Raw genomic sequence first — 18,472 nt, 5'->3', positions numbered from 1 at the left:
AGGACGGTTTTTTTCTACCGTTTTTAGTTGTGATCTAGGATTGCAATCATTAACAATCCGAATGCGATCAACAACGTTAGTACCTGATAGGTACTCATTGGTCCAGAAAAGCCTTTCTTTGGTTTTGCAATGCATCGCACCACCCCCGAAGGAAAAAGGCCACCGTCCATAAAACTTCCTGCACCATCATTATATCAAAGCCAGACAAACGAATCCCCCACACTATGCGTTTTACACGGTGTGGGGGATTCATCTATTTAATTCTGATCAGCTTGCAATTGTTGAAGAAATTCAGTTTCATTTCTCTTAATTTCTTCAATAAACTGTTCATAGTTACTTACGTTGGTTGGGATTTTTAAACCACATTTAGTCACCTGTATGTCTTCACGCGGTTTCACATTTCTTTCGTAAGTAGATCCTTGATTTATTCGTAACATCTTTACCGCATTCTTTTTACTTTCTGGATATAGATAAAATCCCTTTCGCGCATCAAACCTGAACATATACGCCAATACTTGCAAATAATGTACTCATTTAAATGACTAATCAAATTTTGCCAGTGATTCATCAATTAACTTTATAAATCTGCTTCGATCAATTCCTAATAGTACTTCAGTATTGTGAGGTTTACCCGTTAAATCATAGTAATCACAGACAGTCTCGCCTCGAACCAGCTCACCTTCTGCTTCAACATCAACATTCATTTTCTTTGTTTCAAACAGACTTGGGTCGATTATCCAAGCAATCGTACATGGATCATGCAACGGTGCTCCTTGAAAACCCCATTTTGGATCTTCATGATAAATTTCAAAGAAGTTAAGCAGTCCATAAAAAGCTTGGCCAACCGGATTTTTAATTGTTTTAACGTGCTCAATTTCATTCTTCAAAATCTGGGCTTGATGCGTTACATTCAATGGAGCCATAACCATTGGTATGCCAAAATTCAATACAATTTTTGCTGCTTCTGGATCAACAAAAATATTAAATTCAACTGATGGTGTCCAGTTACCCAGTCCCATTGCACCACCCATAAAGACAATTTGATCAATTTTTTCTTTGGCCAAATCTGGATAAACTCTTAAAAAAAGTGCGGCATTTGTCATCGGTCCGGTGACAACCAGAGTTACTTGATCTTTTGAATTTCGTAAAGTCTGGGCTATCAGCTCAATCGCTGTCATTGATTGCGCTTCGAAATCTGGGTCAGGAAGATCAGCACCATCGAGACCACTCTTACCATGTACATTTCCGGCCGTTGCTAGTTCTTTTACCAATGGCGTTTGATTACCACCAGCAACCGGTATATCTTCACGTTTCATCAGCGTTAATAATCGCATTGCATTGTTCAAAGTCTTATCTGGTGTTTGATTTCCAGCAGATGTCGTTACTGCCAATAATTTTACTTTATCTGAAGCAATTGCTAACATCATTGCCAATGCATCATCATGCCCAGGATCACAATCTAAAATAATATTTTTCATAGTGTTTGCCCCTTTTTTATGAGTTTAGATTTATAAAAGATATACCCATTTAACATCAACCCAATCACAGCAATAGCACCAATAAGAAGGTTAAATTTGGTATTTACCGTCGTAATCAGGATACTCAATAAGCCAACTGAATAGGTGAAGATAGTAAAGCGAAGAAAGAATTTACAAAATTTCGTTTGTTTGTAGATACTGTACAAGCTCCAAAGATACAATACAAGGGCAAACATGAGTGCATTGAAAAGTGCACGTGATGAAGTACCTGGTATCTGAATATATGACAGATAGTAGGTTCCGCCAAAAATCACAAACGATAAAATCATCCAAATTGTGTAGTGCTTCAATTCTCGACTCATGTCTCTTAACCTCCTACATTATTACCAGTTAAAAATATAGCCCAACAATCGTACCTGTCAGTATCGATGCCATCGTTGCACCAAGCAACAGCTTCATTGAAAACTTCGCTACATAAGAACCCTGTTTTTCACTAATTGATTTAATAGACCCCGTAATGATCCCGACTGTTCCAAAGTTGGCAAATGAAACTAGGTACGCGGAAATGATTGCATTTGCTTTAACACTCAATGTATCTGCCACACCATGTAATGTTCCCATAGCCACAAATTCGTTGGTGATTAACTTTGTCGCCATCAAACTCCCAACTTTGACAATATCATGACTTGGAACACCCATCAAAAATGCGATTGGAGCAAATACGTAACCAATCAATGTCGTAAATGAAATATGAATGATTGCTAAGAAAGAATTATTTAAAAATGTCACAAGGGCTACGAAACCAATCAGCATTGCCCCCACGGTAATCGCCAATTTGAAGCCATCGGTAATGTAAGTCCCTAATACTTGGAAGAATGGTTCATCATTTCCTTTTGATATTTGAACCAATTCATCATTTGCATCCGTGTCATACGGGTTGATGATACAAGAGATAATGAGTGCGGATAAAATATTCAGAAATACTGCGACAACAACATACTTTCCGGGAACCATTTTCATGTATGATGCTAACATTGCAGCTGAAACCGCACTCATTGCTGATGCACAAATCGTATATAACCGACGTTCATTTAGCTTTGGGATTTGTTCTTTAATGGTCAAGAATACTTCTGGTTGTCCTAAAATGGCAGTTGAAATTGCAAAATAACTTTCAAGTTCCCCCATGTGAGCGACCTTATTAAGTGCCCAACCAGTCCACTTAATGATGAAAGGTAGCACCTTAATATAGTTTAAAATTCCGACCAACGCTGAAATAAACACAATTGGCATTAACACACCGAGAAAGAACACTGATCCACCGGGTTTTATCATTAATCCACCAAAGACAAAGTCCACTCCACCAGCAGCTTGAGCCATTAGCCAATTGAAGAACTTTGAAATTGATGCAAGTGTCTTAATCCCGCCAGATGTGTGTAAACACAAAAACGAAATAATAATCTGAAGTGCAAATAGCACACCCATACGTTTGTATTTAATATTTTTTCGGTCACTACTTACTAACCAACCAATTCCAAAGACAAACAATAATCCGGTAATTAAAAACACGAAATTCATAACAATACGCCCCCATTTTTATTGACCAAAGTTTTTAAGTAATTCCGTCACGTTTTCTTGTGTTAAATCGATCGGTGTATTTCCAGCAAATCTTTCATGTAAAATTGCAGTTGTATTATCTAATAGTTGATCTTGAGAAATACCATAGTCTGAAAATGGATGGAGTCCTACTAGATTATCTCTAAAGTTTTTATATGCAGATACTGTGATCGCAGCAATTTCTTGACTATCCTCTTTTCCAGTAAAGCTGGCACCAAGAATCTTGCCAATTTCCTTCACTTTTTTTGTTTCCGCATCTGCGACTAACTGCAGTACTCCTGGCAAAGCATATGCGACCGCCTCCCCATGTACCATATGAAACTGAGCACCCAGAATATGAGCTGCTGAATGACCGACATTGGTTCCTGCATTATTGAGCATCCATCCAGCTAATGACGATGCTACTAGTACTCGTTCACGCAGTTCAAGATTAGTGCCATCCTTAACAGCACTTGGTAGGTAATTATCTAATAAAAACATGACTTTCTCACAAATTGCGTCGGTCATTGGCGTACTAAGTTTTGAAAGATACCCTTCTGCAGCATGTGAAAATGCATCTAGACCGCTTGCAATTGTCATTCGTTTCGGCAAAGTAATGGTCATTTCCGGAATCAGAAGTGCATAATCACTAAGCATGTTATCCGACAAAATTGCATTTTTTGCAGATGTTTTTTCATCAGTAACGACTAATGCATTGGACATTTCACTCCCTGTTCCAGCAGTTGTTGGGACACTAATCAGGCACTTACCTGTCTTCACAAGGCTGTCATCAGTCACGTAATCCTGAATTGTGCCACCATTAGTAGCTACAATATTGATTCCCTTGGCGCTATCAAGCGAGCTACCACCACCAATTGCAATAACACAGTCAGAATTACTTTGATTCATTTGCTGCGCCCCGTCATTAATAATTCTGGCCGGTGGATCTGGAATTACGTCAACGTACGCGGTAAATTCGATTCCTTCACGTTGAAAAACTGTCAAAAGTTTTTTAACCTGTGCGGTGTCTTTGAGAAATTCATCCATAACAATGAATGGCCGATGTAACCTTTCGATGGCTAATACTTTCATTACTGCATCCGCCAAATCATGTTCTACGACTACTTTTACTTTCTGCAACATACTAATTTTCACAATCATTACCCCTTTTGAATTTTGAATACATTTTTAAATTGATTACTAAGGAATTGGACTGTTGGCCCTGTTGTAGCTGCTGTCAGTACTGTTATAACACCGAATTTTCCACCTAATAAGATACCGACAACTATCAAAAATAAATCAAAGGTTATCTTGCTGCGACGCATACTCCAACCCATTTTGTCACGAATTGTCAACATGAAGCCGCTGAATGGATCAACACCAATATCTGCACAAATGAATAAACTAATTCCGATATAGTAAAGTGTGATACCCGTAATTCCACCGTACACACGCGTCATCGTTCCATCGCTTGAGAATATCAATGGATATAAATGTGAGCCAATGGTTACGAAAAATCCATAAGGAATCAGATACATCAGGGACCCAACATTCGCGTAATGTCTTCCAATTACAAAAAGTAATATCAATAACACGATATTGAGACCATTTGAAACCATACCCAAACTAATTAACGGAACATGGAAAGTTGCCCGAATACCATCATAAATAATTCCAACTGGATCATTACCAAGCTGCGTGTTGTTATTGAATGAAACACCGATACACACAAGGAATATTCCACTCATTGCAAGTACAATCGTTTTCCAAGTAAATCTTCTCTGTTTCATCCAGTGCACTTCCTAAAGGCCTAATTCCCGTGCAGCTTTATCAGCATTCTCACAGAATGCCTTTACCGCCGGAATATTCTTTTCCATATCACCACCATCATATTTGAAGCTGGTCTTAGTTAACGAATCTACCCCATACGGGCGAATTTGGCGAATCGCTTCAGCAACGTTATCTGGGCCCATACCACCTGCTTCAATCACACGAGCCTTGACCGACCTAACAATCTCAGCATCAATGCTCCAGTCATGGGTAAGTCCGCTCGCTCCAATACCAGTGTCAGGTGCTAGACCAGAATCAAGCAGAATGTAGTCAACAAACGGATCAAATTTCTTAGCCCGTTCAACAGCAGAGTGATTATCAACCAATACTGCCTGCATTAATGCTGTATGCGGTGCCACTTCCTTTAAGCGACGCGCAAATTCTTCATCCGCTGCATATTCATCACCGGCGATGTGTAAAATGTTTGGTTGAATTCTTCTGGCCAGATCAAGCATTTCTTCGGGATCATTGGTCAACATAATTGCCACCAAATTAACATTACGTTTTTTACATTCATCGAAAATCTGATCGACCCGATACAATGGTACCCTGTGCGCTGGTACACCTCCTTTTTGCATTGGTACTAGTCCAATATTGTCAGCACCGGCTTCCATGGTTTGAATTGCCTCTTCTAAACGAATGATTGAATACAACTGTTTGATCATTACTTTTTCCTCCTAATTTGTAATTTGTAAATGTTCCAATTTTTTACTGATGAGTTCCGGCGTAATATCCGGTACTGATTTTTCACTCTCAAGGGCAATGCTAGCAGCCGCCTGTGTTGCGAGCCCAATTCGTCGAATGCTGAATTCCTGCATATATCGACACCAAGTAATAGTTGCCATACTGCAATCACCAGCACCATTGGCATTAATAACATCAGTTGGCAAGGTATGCACATGAATCATCTCTTCTGCATTAGCACACAAGATACCCTCAGATCCCATTGAGATATACACATTTTTTAAACCAGTATCGAGAAGCTCTATTGCAGCACGTTTAGCATCCGAAATATTTCTAATCTGCATACCAGTCAACAATCCTGCTTCAAGTGCATTCGGTTTTAAGGTATCAATTTTACCCAGAGCAGCTTTTAAATGTGGTGCTTTAGTAACTGAGACCGTATCTGCAAAAATAGGAACAGTCACATGATCAGCTAACCAACTGATTGAATCTTCGGAAATATTGGCATCAATCAAGCAAATACTGGCTTGATTGATGAACTCCAATTTATTAGCTAGAAAATCAGGCGTGATTTTATCACAAATTTTCATATCATTAACGCCTAGTAGCATGTCGCCAATTTCATCAGTGATGTACATATAGCTGGATGAACGTTGTCCTTTCAGTTCTTCAGCGTAGTCCAATAAAATACCATTTTTTTCGCATTCAGCCTTCATGATCGTGCCGTGAACATCATCCCCATATACCGTAATCAAGTATGTAGGCACCCTTAAATGAGCTAAATTTTGTGCAATATTCTGTCCAACCCCTCCAACTGTCAATCCAATTTCACCAATGTTGGAGTCTCGATCAATCACCTTGTTGTCTGGCATTCCAAAAATATCCATATTCATGCCACCAATTACAACCACATAATCGTTCACCTTTTGCTTAGTTTCAGACATCGTTTTCACCTCTCTAAGTATTTGCTTAGATATATAAGCATTTGATTAGTTTTAAAATACTACGTTTTGAAAGCGCTATCAATTGTATTTGTGATTTTTTCAACAAAAAAATACTGACCAAAATTTGGTCAGTACCTGTTCTCCCTGGAGCTATAGGTTACTAATTTGACTAATTTCTTCACTCGTCGATGCGGCAGATTGCGCAGTTATCTCCGAAGCTTGGGTAGCAATCATAACACTCTGCATGAAGGATATTTTTTGGACTCGCCCCCATGCGAGCGCTGAAACAATCGCTGCCCCCGCTCCATTCGTATTTACAGCTTCTTGATCACCATATTGTGATACTTTCAATTGATTTTCATCCGCGTAAACTATCCCAAATGAATCAATATACAGACAAATTCGAGGAATTTCATATTCTTTTAATCGTCGCACACATTCTTTAGCTGAAGATTCATCTGTCACTTCGATCTTGGTGATCAATGAGGCTTCAACAGCATTTATTACCAACGTATCTAAATTAACGTGAGAAGTCATTAAGTTAGGCGCTTTGTTGATGGATACTGCTTTAGCAAATATCGGCACCTCCACATGCTCATACAACCATTCAATCGTCTTGCGTGGAATGTTAGAATCAATCACCAACAACTCACTTGCGTTGATGACCGGTAATCTTCTTTGCACAAATTCCGGCGTGATATATTGATTGATTTCCATATCATCCACTCCAACAACTCGCTCACCATCAGGCTGATTGACATACAGGTACGTGGACGTCTGTTCATCTTTCATTTGTTTGGAATACATAATGTTAATATTATTATTAATGGCATTTTCTTTAAAGCTTTCACCACTTTGATCATTACCAAACACTGTCATAAAGTACGTTTCTACGTCCAACCGAGCTAAATTTTCGGCTACATTACGCCCTACACCCCCCAATGAGTAATGCACCTTGCCAGTATTAGAACTTTTCCCTACAATTCGTTGATCAGAAGTTCCATATATGTCAATGTTGACACCACCAATTACTGTCACGTACTTTTTAGGAGGAAACACATACCCTTTACCACTAATTAGTCCTTTTTTAGTCAAATTAGACAGGTGCGCTGAAACTCCTGAACGTGTAATTCCTGCTAAATCTGCAAGCTCTTTTTGCGAAATCATCGGATTTTGCTTGATCCAATGCAAAATTTCTTTTTCACGATCTGTGACCATGACTACACCTCCATCAAAATCATAATTATCGAAATGACACTGATTACTATACTATATTAAATTACTCTTCTTTCCGTTAGTGTAATATTTTGAATTTGATATACCCAGTTAAGGCCAACTCCTTCACTCCAAAGTTAAAATCAAAATTGAATGGAATATACTTGCTACCCGTCCGTGAAACAATTGGTTCGAACACATCCTGGTATGAAAAATGATGACCATCATCTTTTGCAACTATTTTATTAATTTGGTCACGTGAGGCAGTTCCGCCTATACTGTTTAAACTCGATGTGCCTTTTGCCGTTTGTATAACATCCCTTATAGTTCGTTAAGACACGTAGTGCATTCATTATAGAATTCTTACATATATTTACCTAAATTTTTATTGTTCGTTGTTATAATAATCCTCCAGAACATACGTTGTAACTGGATGGGTGTAAATCTGATATTTCGCCACCAAATCGGCAATTTTATCGCCATTAATAAGCGTAATTACCCGTGTTCCCACTCGTGAAGCTTTAATCGCATCTCGGGTAAAATCAGAAGTCGTGATAAAAACACCGTACTCGGCATTGTATTTGTCCATCGCACCACGAAATTTATCAATTTCTGGAGATGATACAAGTCCCTGCCAACGTTTTGCCTGTATCGCGACCCTAGCAGTGCGGAAATCGTCGGTTGTGAGATAGCCGAAGCCATCAAGTCCTCCGTCACCAGTCAACGACACACCGATGCTTTCATCCAATGTAACGCCCATATTTTTAACTAAAGCTCGTGCAAATAATTCAAATTTAGCGGGCGTAAAATTCGATAAAGCAATTGCTAGTTGATCTTTCCAATTATTCACCTGATTATCTTCATCGTCAGAATCTGCCCCATCAACACCACTCTTTGGATCAGTTAGCTCTCGTTTTCTAGGTCTGCGCCAGTGCGGATCCGCAAATTTTCGCACTTGTTCATCAGGATCAAACTCGTCTAATAAGCAAGTACGACCTTTTTCTGTTAATTCGACTGTACCCCGAATTGGTCTTTTTAAAAAACCAGCCAAAAGCAGGTATTTCACCGCAAAATTAAACGTATATGCAAACGGATGGTATTCATTTCCTTTTTTGCTAGTAATTAATAATTTTGCATATTCTTCAGGAATCTCCTCAGTAGCATCCACAACCTCATCAGATAGTTCTTTAGTGAATGACTTGCCACCCAGTTTACGCAATGCTTTGATGATTTTACTCATTAAAAAATTCTCTTGATCAATTTTTGATAAATCTTGAAAGTTAGTCATAATCTGTCTCCATTCTACTTACCCTAATAATCTAATTTGTTCATGCTGATGTCAATATATATTATGTTTTACTTATAGTTGTGAAGGATCAAGATGAGTTGTATATTTTTACTACTTTTTGGTTACGTTGATTGGAAGCGATAATCAAATCAATTTTTTTTAGTAAAGCTCCAATTTTTTCTTGTTCAAGATTACTGGGTACTAACAAATTTTGCTTAAATAAATCATCTAATACCAACTCATTCATCATAGTTCCAAGTTTTGTTGATCGAACAAGCACTTTTTTCATTATCGGTTCATAGTGGATATAATACTTCCAAAACTGAATATTCGTGTTTTTCAATGGGCGTAAAGCCGTAAACCTTGGAGACATTATTCCATCTCCGATATCGTTCAAAACAAATCGTCCAAACGAAAATTCCTTGCTTTTATGGCCTTCAAATGCAATGTCTCCGACGCGCAAAACTTTATAGCCCGGAACCGATTTGTCAGATGCACCATTTCCCTCAGTCTTATATGCCATCGTTGCAATTGAAATGGTTTTGTCACTTGTAAATTGATATTCATTCTTTTCAGTATTTTTTCTATATAGTTTTTTGAACTTACGCTGTTCCCAAGGATACCCTCAAAAATTAGCCTAAATTAACGAGGAAAGTCACCATTACGTTTGGGAACAGCGTAAGTACAGTGATATTGTAGAAAAGTTTGAGTATGGGTTAAATGCTGCAGCTAATAAGTATGACGGAACTCATAAATATATACGAATAACAGATATTGATGATGAATTTCATACATTTAAAACGAATAACCTTACATCTCCAGATATCAATTTTGACTTGAACGAAAGGTACCTGTTAGACAAAGGAGATGTTTTATTTGCAAGAACGGGGGCTAGTGTTGGTAAAACGTATATGTATGGTGTAAAAGATGGATGTGTCTACTTTGCAGGTTTTCTTATTCGAGGTCATGTGAAACCTAAATTTGATACTAACTTCTTTTTTCAATCTACTTTAACTCGAAATTTTAAAAATTTTATAGCAGTTACATCTCAACGATCCGGTCAACCAGGAATCAATTCACAGGAGTATGGAAACTATCAAATTAGTTTACCAACTAAAAAGGAACAAGAAAAAATTGGTAAATTACTGAACTATATTGATTTAAATATCGCTTCCAATCAACGTAACCAAAATAAGCCACTATGGACGCATCCACCGTGACTTATAAGTAATTTATTATATTAGACTTGCCAAGTGTTTCATCACTTTATCATTGTCTTGATTTTCAAGTTCTTGTATCACATGCAAGTATGTTTGCTGCGTGGTAGTCATATTTGAATGACCCAATCGGCGTGCAACTGATGCAATGCTTACCCCTGCATACAACAGCAATGACGCATGCGTGTGCCGTAATCCATGCACCGAAATCACCGGTATATCAGCTTTTTTGCATAACCGCTCCAAATAATGATTTACCGTATCGTTATAGACTTTAGTATTCACAAATATCGGCTTATCTTCTGGTAATCCTTTGGTTAATTGTGAAAATTGAATCACTGTTTGCCAGTCTAACTGCACTTTCCGTACCGATGATTTGTTTTTAGTTGGTGCAAATTCTGGTGCTGCAGACTTGTAATCCCATGTCTTACTGACATTCAGGTATTGATGGGCAAAGTCAAAATCCTTCGGCGTCAATGCTAGTGCTTCCGCAAAACGTAGCCCAGTTTTCGCAATTAATAAAATGAAATAATCCCAATTAACACCCTCATCCAGCACTAATATATTCAGTAAGGCCTGTGTTTCGTGCTGATTCAAAAACTTAGTCTTATGCTTCCGTTGTTGAACACCTTTGATTATCGCCTTTCTGGTTGGGTCTCGATCAATTAAGTCCTCTTCCAGCGCGTCAATCAATGCACTTTTAACATGCCGATGAAAGTCCATGACAGTCTGCCGTTCATGGTTCGAAGCGTAATCGTTAAGCAACTGCTGGTACGTGAGACGTGATAACTCACGCATGTAGAGATCCGGTGCCAGCTTAACTAGCTGGCGATGGGTCATTTCGTATTTACGATAAGTAACAGGCCTTACCGCATCCAGCTTATATAATTGCATCCACTGGTAAAAGTACTGGTGTAACTTAACATCCTGTGTCATATTCGACACCTCCATTAAAAAATTAGGCAATCGAGGATTACCTAATTAATTGATACAAAGATATTCGTATTATTACCAGATGTTGATGAAATTAACTGTCAGTTAACAACAGCGTACCCCATCGGACAGTTCAAAAATATCACACAAACATATTTTGCATGAACCATTTCTTCAATTCTTTTAGTTGATCGAGCTTTTGTTGATTGGAAGCGATAAGTTGATCAAAATTTTTTAAAAATGTTGAAATTCTAATTTGTTCGTTAAGTATCGGATATTCAATTTTAATTTTTGAAAGTGCCGGGTATTTTAAATTCCACGTATCTGAAGTTAAACCTTGAGAGTGTGTTCTAAACATCCAGATCATTTCTGATCTTTTGAACAAATAGCTTAAAAAAGATCCATCAATGGATGTACCAATCTTTAATACTGTATATGCTGGGCTAACAATTCCATTAAACATAGAAAGTCCACTTGCCCCTTGCCACATTCGCATAGAATTATATGCAATATCACCCTGACATACTACTTTATAATTCGATTTGTTATCACTGGAATTGTCTTTTTTACCTAGTGTTGAAGATTTTTTTATTCCATCATGCATCGTGACAGATAATAACTCACCCTGACTAGACCTTTCTTTCCTTTCATCAACTATCTTCCCCAACTGTCGCTGTTCCCAGGGGTCAGTAAATCCTTCAAAACGCCACTCCTGGTCGAAAATTTTCTGCATCAGTAGTTTTTTTACTTCTTTAAGCTGGTCCAGCTTATGTTGATTGGAAGCGATAAGAAAATCAATTTTACAAACAAGAGTTTCAATTTTAGATTGCTCAATAGTATTCGGCAATAGGATACTTTTTTTCATCCATGTTTTTACGTTGAAAACTAATTTTTCAATATCTATTCCATACGAACTTAGAAAATATAATTTATACATTTCTGGACGTTCACTTACAATTCGAAAAAAATCAGTGTTTAAAAGATTATTACCACGTAGTACAAGATATTCGTTTGAAACAACTGCACCATCAAGCTTTTTTGGAACAATTCCGGTTGCACCATGAACAACTTGTCTTTTTGAAATCAAAAAATCTCCACTTAATACTCTATATTGTGACTTAACAAGAATTTGTTGCCCTAAAAACATTCCACGTGAAACAATACCACCATTTCTACGTTTTACAGTTACAAGCTGATAACTCTCAGAATCTTCAAGTTTAACTTGACGAGACTGAACTTTAAACAGGTTACTTAACTTACGCTGTTCCCAAGATTCCGAAAATCCCTCAAATCGTACATTAGGCACATTTTTCTCACTCATTTACGAAACAACTCCTTCAACTGCGTAAGCTGTGCTTGAGCGTCAGGCGTTGTCCCCACCAATTCGTCTAACATATTACCAATTTCAGACTCTAATTGGGCGATTTGTACATCAGTCTCCTGCATATCATGACTCAATTTATCAATATCTACTGGTGGCTCTTCCTCAAAAGTATCAACGTATCGCGGAATATTGAGATTGTATTCATTTTCCTCAATTTCAGCTTTTTCTGCCTTATGGGCGTACTTTTCGACATCCTCGCGCTTTTGATATGTGGCCACAATTCGATCTAAATGGGCATCTGTCAGATTATTTTGATTCTTGCCCTTTTCAAAGTCACTGGATGCATCGATAAAGAAAATATCTGAATTAGGGCGACTCTTTTTGAAAACTAAAACCACGGTTGGGATAGAGGTTCCATAAAATAGATTGGCCGGTAATCCAATCACAGCATCGAGAACGTTATCATGTTCAATCATATATTGCCGAATTTTACCTTCTGCTGCACCGCGGAACAAGACACCATGGGGTAATACCACAGCCATCGTTCCATCCGCCTTCAAATGATAAAGCATATGTTGCACGAATGCGAAATCAGCTTTCGATTTTGGTGCCGTCTTACCGTACTTTCTGAAGCGCTCATCATCCAACTTACCATCTGGATTCCAGTTTGCAGAATATGGTGGATTAGCAACTACAGCGTCAAACTGGGCACTATCAAAGAAATCTTCTTCTAGTGTATCACCCTGTCTCATATCAAACCGATCATACGAAACACCATGCATCAGCATATTCATCCGTGCAAGGTTATACGTTGTTCTATTTAATTCCTGACCATAGTACTCTGCCACTTTAGTGTAGTCACCCACCCGGAGTAACAAGGAACCTGACCCCATTGCTGGATCATAAACCTTTTGCACTTCATCGCGGTCGAGTGTCACCAAACGAGACAATAATTTAGATACCTGTTGGGGAGTATAGAATTCTCCTGCCTTTTTACCAGCTGATGCAGCAAATTGCCCGATCAGATATTCATATGCATCCCCTAAAACATCAATTTCCATTTCCTTATTAGAAAACGGAATATCATTCAGATTCAACATTACTTTAGCAATTAATTCACTCCGCTTAGCAACACTATTTCCTAACCGGGTTGAAGATAAATCCATATCCTCAAAAAGCCCCTTAAAATCAGCTTCCGAAGACTCACCAATTGTTGAATTTTGTACTGAATTAATCGCTGTCTGCAACTTTTCAGTATCAAAATTACCGGCTTGGATAAGTTCGATTAAATGACTAAACAACTTATCTGGTTCAATGAAGAAACCTAGAGTTTTAGTCACGTCATCCCTAAGCTCACTTTGTGCATCAGGATCAGCATAGATTTCTTCGAAGGTCTCGTCATCATTTTCTAGTAATTCATTCACATAGTTAAGAACTCGATCTGATAGAAATCGGAAAAAGATTAGTCCAAGAATATAGTTTCTAAATTCACTAGCGTCCATGTTACCACGCAGATCGTTAGCAATTGCCCATAGTTTTTTCTGTAATTCGCCTTGTTGTTGCGATTGTGTCTCTGTTTCAGTCATCTAAAAAGCTCCTATTGCGATATAGTAAATCGATTAATTGTACTTAGTACAAATGTTTTTAATTTTTTCTTCAACGAAATTTTTTGTTTAAATGAATACCCAGCTTCGTTCAACGCTTTGGTCAAATCTTCGGAATTTGTATGACCATAAAACATATAGTTGCTAAGTTGATCGTTTAGTACAGAAACTGGAACTTTATTTTCCTCCGAAAATTGGTAGACCTCTTCTCGTCGACGCCGATCTAAGTACTGATTAAGTTCATCCCCAACATCTGACTGTTTATCTAAATGGGGAACCACTTCATCTAGGAACGCTTCCAGCAAATCAGCCTTTGACTTAAGCTCTTCGCTGTCAGCATTTTGCAGTAATCGTCGAATTTTATTAGAGTCTGCCTTTCGATTTCGACTGCTATCCAGATTAATCGTTTTAATGAGATTCACAATATATTGAACATCGATTCTGTCAGTTTCTAACAACTCTATCTCAAAATCAATATCATCTAAAATTGATACGTCTGGGGATGTACGGGCTGGTTTTTTAATTTCTCGGTAAGCATCAAAATACTTACTGCGATATGCTTCCATTTCTTTTTCTGGTAATCCCGGAAACTTATTGAATTCAAATTCATCATAAACACGAATTTTGCTGAAGACACGCATAATTTCACGAAAATCCAAGACAAACTTCGTTAACTGATCTGTCCCAGCATTAAATAAACCATCCACTGCAGCCGGTGTTGGCACCGTCTTTTTTAAAGCAGAGATTGCATCCGCGAATTGTCCGGCAAGCTCATCATAGGAAGGAACAAAAAAATCTTCTTGTGATCCAGCAGAAAACAGTTTAACGGCATCGTCCGTCGCTTTTTTTAAATTTCTATAACTAACAATATTACCAAACGGCTTTGTCTTCTTTTCGATTCGGTTGGTTCGAGAAAATGCTTGAATTAAATTTTGATACTTCAATTTTTTATCAATGTAGAGCGTCGACAGCCGAGGTGAGTCAAAGCCCGTCAAAAACATATTAACGACAATTAATACATCAATATTATTTTCCGGTGTTTTAGCATTGTGTTCCTTCATTCGCTTAGAAACATCGGCAAAATAATCAGCAAAGTGCTCTGTATCAAAATCAGTATCAAATTTTTGATTATAGTCAGAAATAACGTCATCTAATCCATGGCGTGCGGACTTTTCATTCCTATCTTGCTTTTCTTCGGCATCGTCTTCATTCGCCTTCCAAGTAAAAATTGTCGTTACATTCAGTTGGTGATTAATATCTAGTTGCTTAAACATGTGGTAGTACTTCAATGCCATTTCCGTGCTAGAGACAGTAAAAATAGCATTGTACTGACGATTAGCCGTCAACTGATTATGATTTAGCATAATGTGTTGAACGATCATTTTTAATCGTTCATCATTTTCAAATGCTTCTTTGGTATCAATCCCAGGTACCTGCTCATCGTCTGTAATGTTTTTTCCTTTGATGGTGCCAATATACTGGATGGAAAAACCCAACACATTATGATCACGGATAGCGTCTTTAATTAAGTAATGGTGCAGTTCTTCGTCATACAATGTTTCAGTCGTGCGACCATCAATCCCCACATTTTCGGCAAAAATTGGTGTGCCAGTAAACCCAAAATGTTCGGCATTTTTAAACCATTTATTAATATTTTTTCGCATATCGCCAAACTGCGTCCGGTGTGCTTCATCTTCAATAAAAATCACATGTTTGTCGTGAAAGGGTTCCAAGATATTTTTATATCGACTATCTTCTTTAACAGCATTATTTAGTTTCTGAATTGTAGTAATGATTAGCGGATTATCACTAGATTGTAACTGTTTAACTAGACTCGCAGTATTATCGGTACGATCAAGCGCTGGTTCATTACTTACTGTTGTAGGTAGATAGGAATTAAAATTTTTCGCCGTTTGTAAATCCAAATCAGCTCGATCAATTAAAAAAATGATCTGATCGGTAGTTTTCAGTCGTGAAAGTAACTGACTAGCTTTGAAGGACGTGATCGTTTTTCCTGAACCCGTAGTATGCCAAATATACCCATTTCGATCAGGATGTTCAGTAGCCTGTTTTAAGATTGCCTCAGTCGCATAAATTTGATACGGTCGCATAATTAGCATCCGTTCGTTACTTCGATCAAAAATTGTATAGTCAGCTATTAAGCTGTGTAGTCGTTGCCGATCAAAAAAAGAGGCAGCAAATGCATCGATATCATTCAACCAATGATTTTCACTATCCGTCCAATAGAACATAAAATTGGCGTTTAAGTTGCCATCCCCATTAGCAAAATACCGTGTTTCCTCACCGTTTGAAACGACAAATAGCTGAACAAGTCGAAATAAATTACGAAATGATTCATTGCGATACCGAATAATTTGATGAAAGGCTTCCGTATAATCCACGCCTCGCCGTTTCAATTCAATTTGTACAATCGGCATCCCGTTAATCAAAATCGTTACATCGTAGCGGTTTTGATACTTAGATGGAATTGTAATTTGGTGTGTTACCTCAAATATGTTGTTTTCCCAGTTACGTCCATCAAAAAAATTGAGAAACAACTGCGTATTATCATCACGTTGAATTTCAATTTTTCCATATGGTTGAATGTCTGAACCACGTAATAATTGCGCAATTTCATAGATTGATCTTGATCCGATTAGTTCATTTTCAACACGTTCAAATTCAGCATCCGTTAAAGGGACCCCGTTTAAATTATTAGCGTTCCTTTGATTCAAAATATCTCGAAAATGAGTAACTAAAGAATTTTCATCTTTAATAGTTATCGTTTGATATCCAATTGCACTCAACCGCCGAATTAAATGATTTTCAAGTTGCGCTTCACTTTCATGTTCATTTCCCATAATGATAGCTCCCAAGTCATTACCAATATCTAATTACGCTTGATTTAAGCGTAATCCTGTTTATTAGTATAAATGTATCATTAATTACATCTATTTAAAATACAAGAGCCAAATTTAGCCATCATCAAAACTAAATAGTAATTTTCTGACTAAATCATACTTTTATTTCAATAAATTTGAATTCATCCAAATACCGTAGCGGAATAGCCAAAAATTCAATTTTTAGAAACGCCAAATTAGTTTTTTAATTTACGTTACATAAAAAGAGTAATTCCAGAAATAGAATTACCCTTCATCAAACTTTAAAATTTCCTCAAGTTACTACCACTCAAATAGTATCATCCAATTTGAACCGTAACTTGTTTTCCAATGGCTCGAAACAACTCTGACCACCGTGTCAATGTTAGTGGTAGATCAACCGCTTCAGCCTTTGCAATCTGACTCTGCGCGTAATTGCCTATAATATCAGCAACTTGTTGCTGGGTCATTTTTTATTGCCATAATTTTTTAAACTTGGCTATGAATTAAATGCGCAAAGAGACGTAGCCACACTCAATTTATCCATAAACAGAAAAAAACAACCACAGGCTGTGGTTGCTCCATACATTAGCTATTCCATTAAATCGTTGGTTTTAATTGTTTAGCTGGGGTTTTATTTTAGGGGGTTATTAGGGGTTTGGTAAAAATTACTGATTAAGCGTTAGCTTCTGCGGCACGAGCTGATGCACTGATTGCATCGGCATAGTTGTTAGCAAAGTTGCTCCAGTTTGTAGCGCTCTTAGTTGATGCTTGGGCCGTTGCAACACGGGCGTTAGCAGTAACGAATGAAGCATAAGTCTTCGCAAAGTTGTTCAATGCACTGCTGTGACCGCCCTTAACTTGAGCAGTTGCAACGCGAGCGTTGGCGATTTGGGCGTTAGCCACATTCTTAGCAATTTGGTTCAAAGTAACGTGTGACTGGCTAGCTTGAGCAGTAACGCCCTTAGCAGTTTCAGTCTGAATTGAAGCTGCGGCATCACTAAATGAAGCTGCATGGGCGGTACCAGTCAAACCTACAAAACCTGCGAAAGCAACAGTAACAACAAATGCATTTAATACGATCTTCTTTAAACTCTTCATTTTAATTCTCCTCTATATCCAATCACAATTTTTAATTTATCAATAATGGCTTTCGCGAATAACTATTTGTGTGTCGCTGATGTTTCAATTGCTTGCCCTAGGATTGAAGCAATCGCCCGCATGGCTTGTGTTTGATAATCATTCGCTCTCAACGGTTACCTACTATAGCACCTCACTTTGGACTTGTATACTAGTTTTTAAAACTTTTTTATTTTGTGCAGTTCTTATTTTGTTGATTATCCCTGTATTATCAACGTTTCTTGCGGATAAAAAGTTAAAGTTAATCGCATTCATTATTTATTTCACAAGTCTATGAAAACGAACACATACTATTATGATTTTTCGGAACCGCTTTCTCTATGTAAATAAGGTATGTAAGCAC

At 37.7% G+C, this 18,472-nt stretch carries 18 protein-coding genes; 1 reads left to right on the top strand and 17 read right to left on the bottom strand.

Annotated features, from left to right (window positions below; all coding sequences use genetic code 11):
• Nucleotides 1-23 precede the first annotated feature (23 nt).
• The 11 genes from FC26_RS13240 to FC26_RS09895 all read right to left on the bottom strand — a co-directional run bounded on the left by FC26_RS13240 (nucleotide 24) and on the right by FC26_RS09895 (nucleotide 9,555).
• Nucleotides 24-98 carry a putative holin-like toxin gene (locus tag FC26_RS13240; RefSeq protein ID WP_420835229.1) on the bottom strand — a complete coding sequence of 25 codons (75 nt, stop codon included), beginning with the start codon at nucleotides 96-98 and terminating at the stop codon, nucleotides 24-26.
• 444 nt (nucleotides 99-542) lie between these two features.
• Nucleotides 543-1,478 carry a pyrimidine-specific ribonucleoside hydrolase RihA gene (gene rihA, locus FC26_RS09940; protein ID WP_057780152.1) on the bottom strand — a complete coding sequence of 312 codons (936 nt, stop codon included), beginning with the start codon at nucleotides 1,476-1,478 and terminating at the stop codon, nucleotides 543-545.
• Nucleotides 1,475-1,840 carry a hypothetical protein gene (locus FC26_RS09935; protein ID WP_057780151.1) on the bottom strand — a complete coding sequence of 122 codons (366 nt, stop codon included), beginning with the start codon at nucleotides 1,838-1,840 and terminating at the stop codon, nucleotides 1,475-1,477. Before FC26_RS09935 ends, rihA begins: the two co-directional genes overlap by 4 nt.
• A 28-nt stretch (nucleotides 1,841-1,868) precedes the next feature.
• Nucleotides 1,869-3,053: a NupC/NupG family nucleoside CNT transporter gene (locus tag FC26_RS09930; RefSeq protein ID WP_057780149.1), complete on the bottom strand. Its 1,185-nt coding sequence runs from the start codon at nucleotides 3,051-3,053 to the stop codon at nucleotides 1,869-1,871.
• 18 nt (nucleotides 3,054-3,071) lie between these two features.
• Nucleotides 3,072-4,232, bottom strand: a complete 1,161-nt coding sequence (locus tag FC26_RS09925) for an iron-containing alcohol dehydrogenase (RefSeq protein WP_057780148.1) — start codon at nucleotides 4,230-4,232, stop codon at nucleotides 3,072-3,074.
• Nucleotides 4,232-4,861 carry a YczE/YyaS/YitT family protein gene (locus FC26_RS09920; RefSeq protein WP_057780146.1) on the bottom strand — a complete coding sequence of 210 codons (630 nt, stop codon included), beginning with the start codon at nucleotides 4,859-4,861 and terminating at the stop codon, nucleotides 4,232-4,234. Before FC26_RS09920 ends, FC26_RS09925 begins: the two co-directional genes overlap by 1 nt.
• A gap of 12 nt (nucleotides 4,862-4,873) precedes the next feature.
• Entirely contained in the window at nucleotides 4,874-5,566 is a 693-nt protein-coding gene (locus FC26_RS09915; protein ID WP_057780143.1) for a phosphoribosylanthranilate isomerase, read from the bottom strand.
• A 12-nt stretch (nucleotides 5,567-5,578) separates the two neighbouring features.
• Nucleotides 5,579-6,529: a carbohydrate kinase family protein gene (locus FC26_RS09910; protein WP_057780141.1), complete on the bottom strand. Its 951-nt coding sequence runs from the start codon at nucleotides 6,527-6,529 to the stop codon at nucleotides 5,579-5,581.
• A 150-nt stretch (nucleotides 6,530-6,679) separates the two neighbouring features.
• Complete coding sequence (locus FC26_RS09905; RefSeq protein WP_057780139.1) at nucleotides 6,680-7,747, bottom strand: PfkB family carbohydrate kinase; 1,068 nt, start codon at nucleotides 7,745-7,747, stop codon at nucleotides 6,680-6,682.
• Nucleotides 7,748-8,129: 382 nt separating this feature from the next.
• Nucleotides 8,130-9,032, bottom strand: a complete 903-nt coding sequence (locus tag FC26_RS09900) for a restriction endonuclease (RefSeq protein WP_057780137.1) — start codon at nucleotides 9,030-9,032, stop codon at nucleotides 8,130-8,132.
• Nucleotides 9,033-9,120: 88 nt separating this feature from the next.
• Nucleotides 9,121-9,555, bottom strand: coding sequence for a restriction endonuclease subunit S (locus tag FC26_RS09895; RefSeq protein ID WP_057780136.1), 435 nt, complete (start codon nucleotides 9,553-9,555; stop codon nucleotides 9,121-9,123).
• A 118-nt stretch (nucleotides 9,556-9,673) separates the two neighbouring features.
• Between FC26_RS09895 and FC26_RS09890 the strand changes: the two genes are divergently transcribed.
• Complete coding sequence (locus FC26_RS09890) at nucleotides 9,674-10,252, top strand: restriction endonuclease subunit S (protein ID WP_057780133.1); 579 nt, start codon at nucleotides 9,674-9,676, stop codon at nucleotides 10,250-10,252.
• A 15-nt stretch (nucleotides 10,253-10,267) separates the two neighbouring features.
• Here the strand turns inward: FC26_RS09890 and FC26_RS09885 are convergent, their stop codons facing one another.
• From FC26_RS09885 to FC26_RS09865, 6 genes are all read right to left on the bottom strand, one after another.
• Nucleotides 10,268-11,185, bottom strand: coding sequence for a site-specific integrase (locus FC26_RS09885; RefSeq protein ID WP_057780131.1), 918 nt, complete (start codon nucleotides 11,183-11,185; stop codon nucleotides 10,268-10,270).
• Between the two features lie 139 nt (nucleotides 11,186-11,324).
• Complete coding sequence (locus FC26_RS09880) at nucleotides 11,325-12,503, bottom strand: restriction endonuclease subunit S (RefSeq protein ID WP_057780128.1); 1,179 nt, start codon at nucleotides 12,501-12,503, stop codon at nucleotides 11,325-11,327.
• Nucleotides 12,500-14,092, bottom strand: coding sequence for a type I restriction-modification system subunit M (locus tag FC26_RS09875; protein ID WP_057780126.1), 1,593 nt, complete (start codon nucleotides 14,090-14,092; stop codon nucleotides 12,500-12,502). The genes FC26_RS09880 and FC26_RS09875 overlap by 4 nt, the downstream gene beginning before the upstream one ends.
• Before the next feature lie 11 nt (nucleotides 14,093-14,103).
• The gene (locus FC26_RS09870) at nucleotides 14,104-16,971 is read right to left on the bottom strand and encodes a type I restriction endonuclease subunit R (RefSeq protein WP_057780123.1); all 2,868 of its coding nucleotides are present in this window, start codon (nucleotides 16,969-16,971) and stop codon (nucleotides 14,104-14,106) included.
• Nucleotides 16,972-17,309: 338 nt separating this feature from the next.
• Nucleotides 17,310-17,459, bottom strand: coding sequence for a hypothetical protein (locus tag FC26_RS12785; RefSeq protein WP_157061177.1), 150 nt, complete (start codon nucleotides 17,457-17,459; stop codon nucleotides 17,310-17,312).
• Between the two features lie 205 nt (nucleotides 17,460-17,664).
• A complete protein-coding gene (locus FC26_RS09865; protein WP_057780121.1) occupies nucleotides 17,665-18,090 on the bottom strand; it encodes a hypothetical protein in 426 nt (141 codons plus the stop codon).
• Nucleotides 18,091-18,472 lie beyond the last annotated feature (382 nt).

The sequence above is a fragment of the Paucilactobacillus vaccinostercus DSM 20634 genome (assembly GCF_001436295.1).
GTDB classification, from domain to species: Bacteria; Bacillota; Bacilli; order Lactobacillales; family Lactobacillaceae; genus Paucilactobacillus; species Paucilactobacillus vaccinostercus.
The sequence above is the reverse complement of the archived record's forward strand: the minus strand, read 5'-3'. Positions and strand labels throughout refer to the sequence as shown.

What these genes read in the sequence shown, in the direction of transcription:
- FC26_RS09875 (WP_057780126.1), bottom strand. Translation starts at nt 14,092, where the DNA reads ATGACTGAAACAGAGACACAATCGCAACAACAAGGCGAATTACAGAAA.
- FC26_RS09885 (WP_057780131.1), bottom strand. Translation starts at nt 11,185, where the DNA reads ATGACACAGGATGTTAAGTTACACCAGTACTTTTACCAGTGGATGCAA.
- FC26_RS09895 (WP_057780136.1), bottom strand. Translation starts at nt 9,555, where the DNA reads ATGGCATATAAGACTGAGGGAAATGGTGCATCTGACAAATCGGTTCCG.
- FC26_RS09925 (WP_057780148.1), bottom strand. Translation starts at nt 4,232, where the DNA reads ATGATTGTGAAAATTAGTATGTTGCAGAAAGTAAAAGTAGTCGTAGAA.
- FC26_RS09905 (WP_057780139.1), bottom strand. Translation starts at nt 7,747, where the DNA reads ATGGTCACAGATCGTGAAAAAGAAATTTTGCATTGGATCAAGCAAAAT.
- FC26_RS09915 (WP_057780143.1), bottom strand. Translation starts at nt 5,566, where the DNA reads ATGATCAAACAGTTGTATTCAATCATTCGTTTAGAAGAGGCAATTCAA.
- FC26_RS12785 (WP_157061177.1), bottom strand. Translation starts at nt 17,459, where the DNA reads ATGACCCAGCAACAAGTTGCTGATATTATAGGCAATTACGCGCAGAGT.
- FC26_RS09930 (WP_057780149.1), bottom strand. Translation starts at nt 3,053, where the DNA reads ATGAATTTCGTGTTTTTAATTACCGGATTATTGTTTGTCTTTGGAATT.
- FC26_RS09900 (WP_057780137.1), bottom strand. Translation starts at nt 9,032, where the DNA reads ATGACTAACTTTCAAGATTTATCAAAAATTGATCAAGAGAATTTTTTA.
- FC26_RS09870 (WP_057780123.1), bottom strand. Translation starts at nt 16,971, where the DNA reads ATGGGAAATGAACATGAAAGTGAAGCGCAACTTGAAAATCATTTAATT.
- FC26_RS09865 (WP_057780121.1), bottom strand. Translation starts at nt 18,090, where the DNA reads ATGAAGAGTTTAAAGAAGATCGTATTAAATGCATTTGTTGTTACTGTT.
- rihA (WP_057780152.1), bottom strand. Translation starts at nt 1,478, where the DNA reads ATGAAAAATATTATTTTAGATTGTGATCCTGGGCATGATGATGCATTG.
- FC26_RS09910 (WP_057780141.1), bottom strand. Translation starts at nt 6,529, where the DNA reads ATGTCTGAAACTAAGCAAAAGGTGAACGATTATGTGGTTGTAATTGGT.
- FC26_RS09920 (WP_057780146.1), bottom strand. Translation starts at nt 4,861, where the DNA reads ATGAAACAGAGAAGATTTACTTGGAAAACGATTGTACTTGCAATGAGT.
- FC26_RS09935 (WP_057780151.1), bottom strand. Translation starts at nt 1,840, where the DNA reads ATGAGTCGAGAATTGAAGCACTACACAATTTGGATGATTTTATCGTTT.
- FC26_RS09880 (WP_057780128.1), bottom strand. Translation starts at nt 12,503, where the DNA reads ATGAGTGAGAAAAATGTGCCTAATGTACGATTTGAGGGATTTTCGGAA.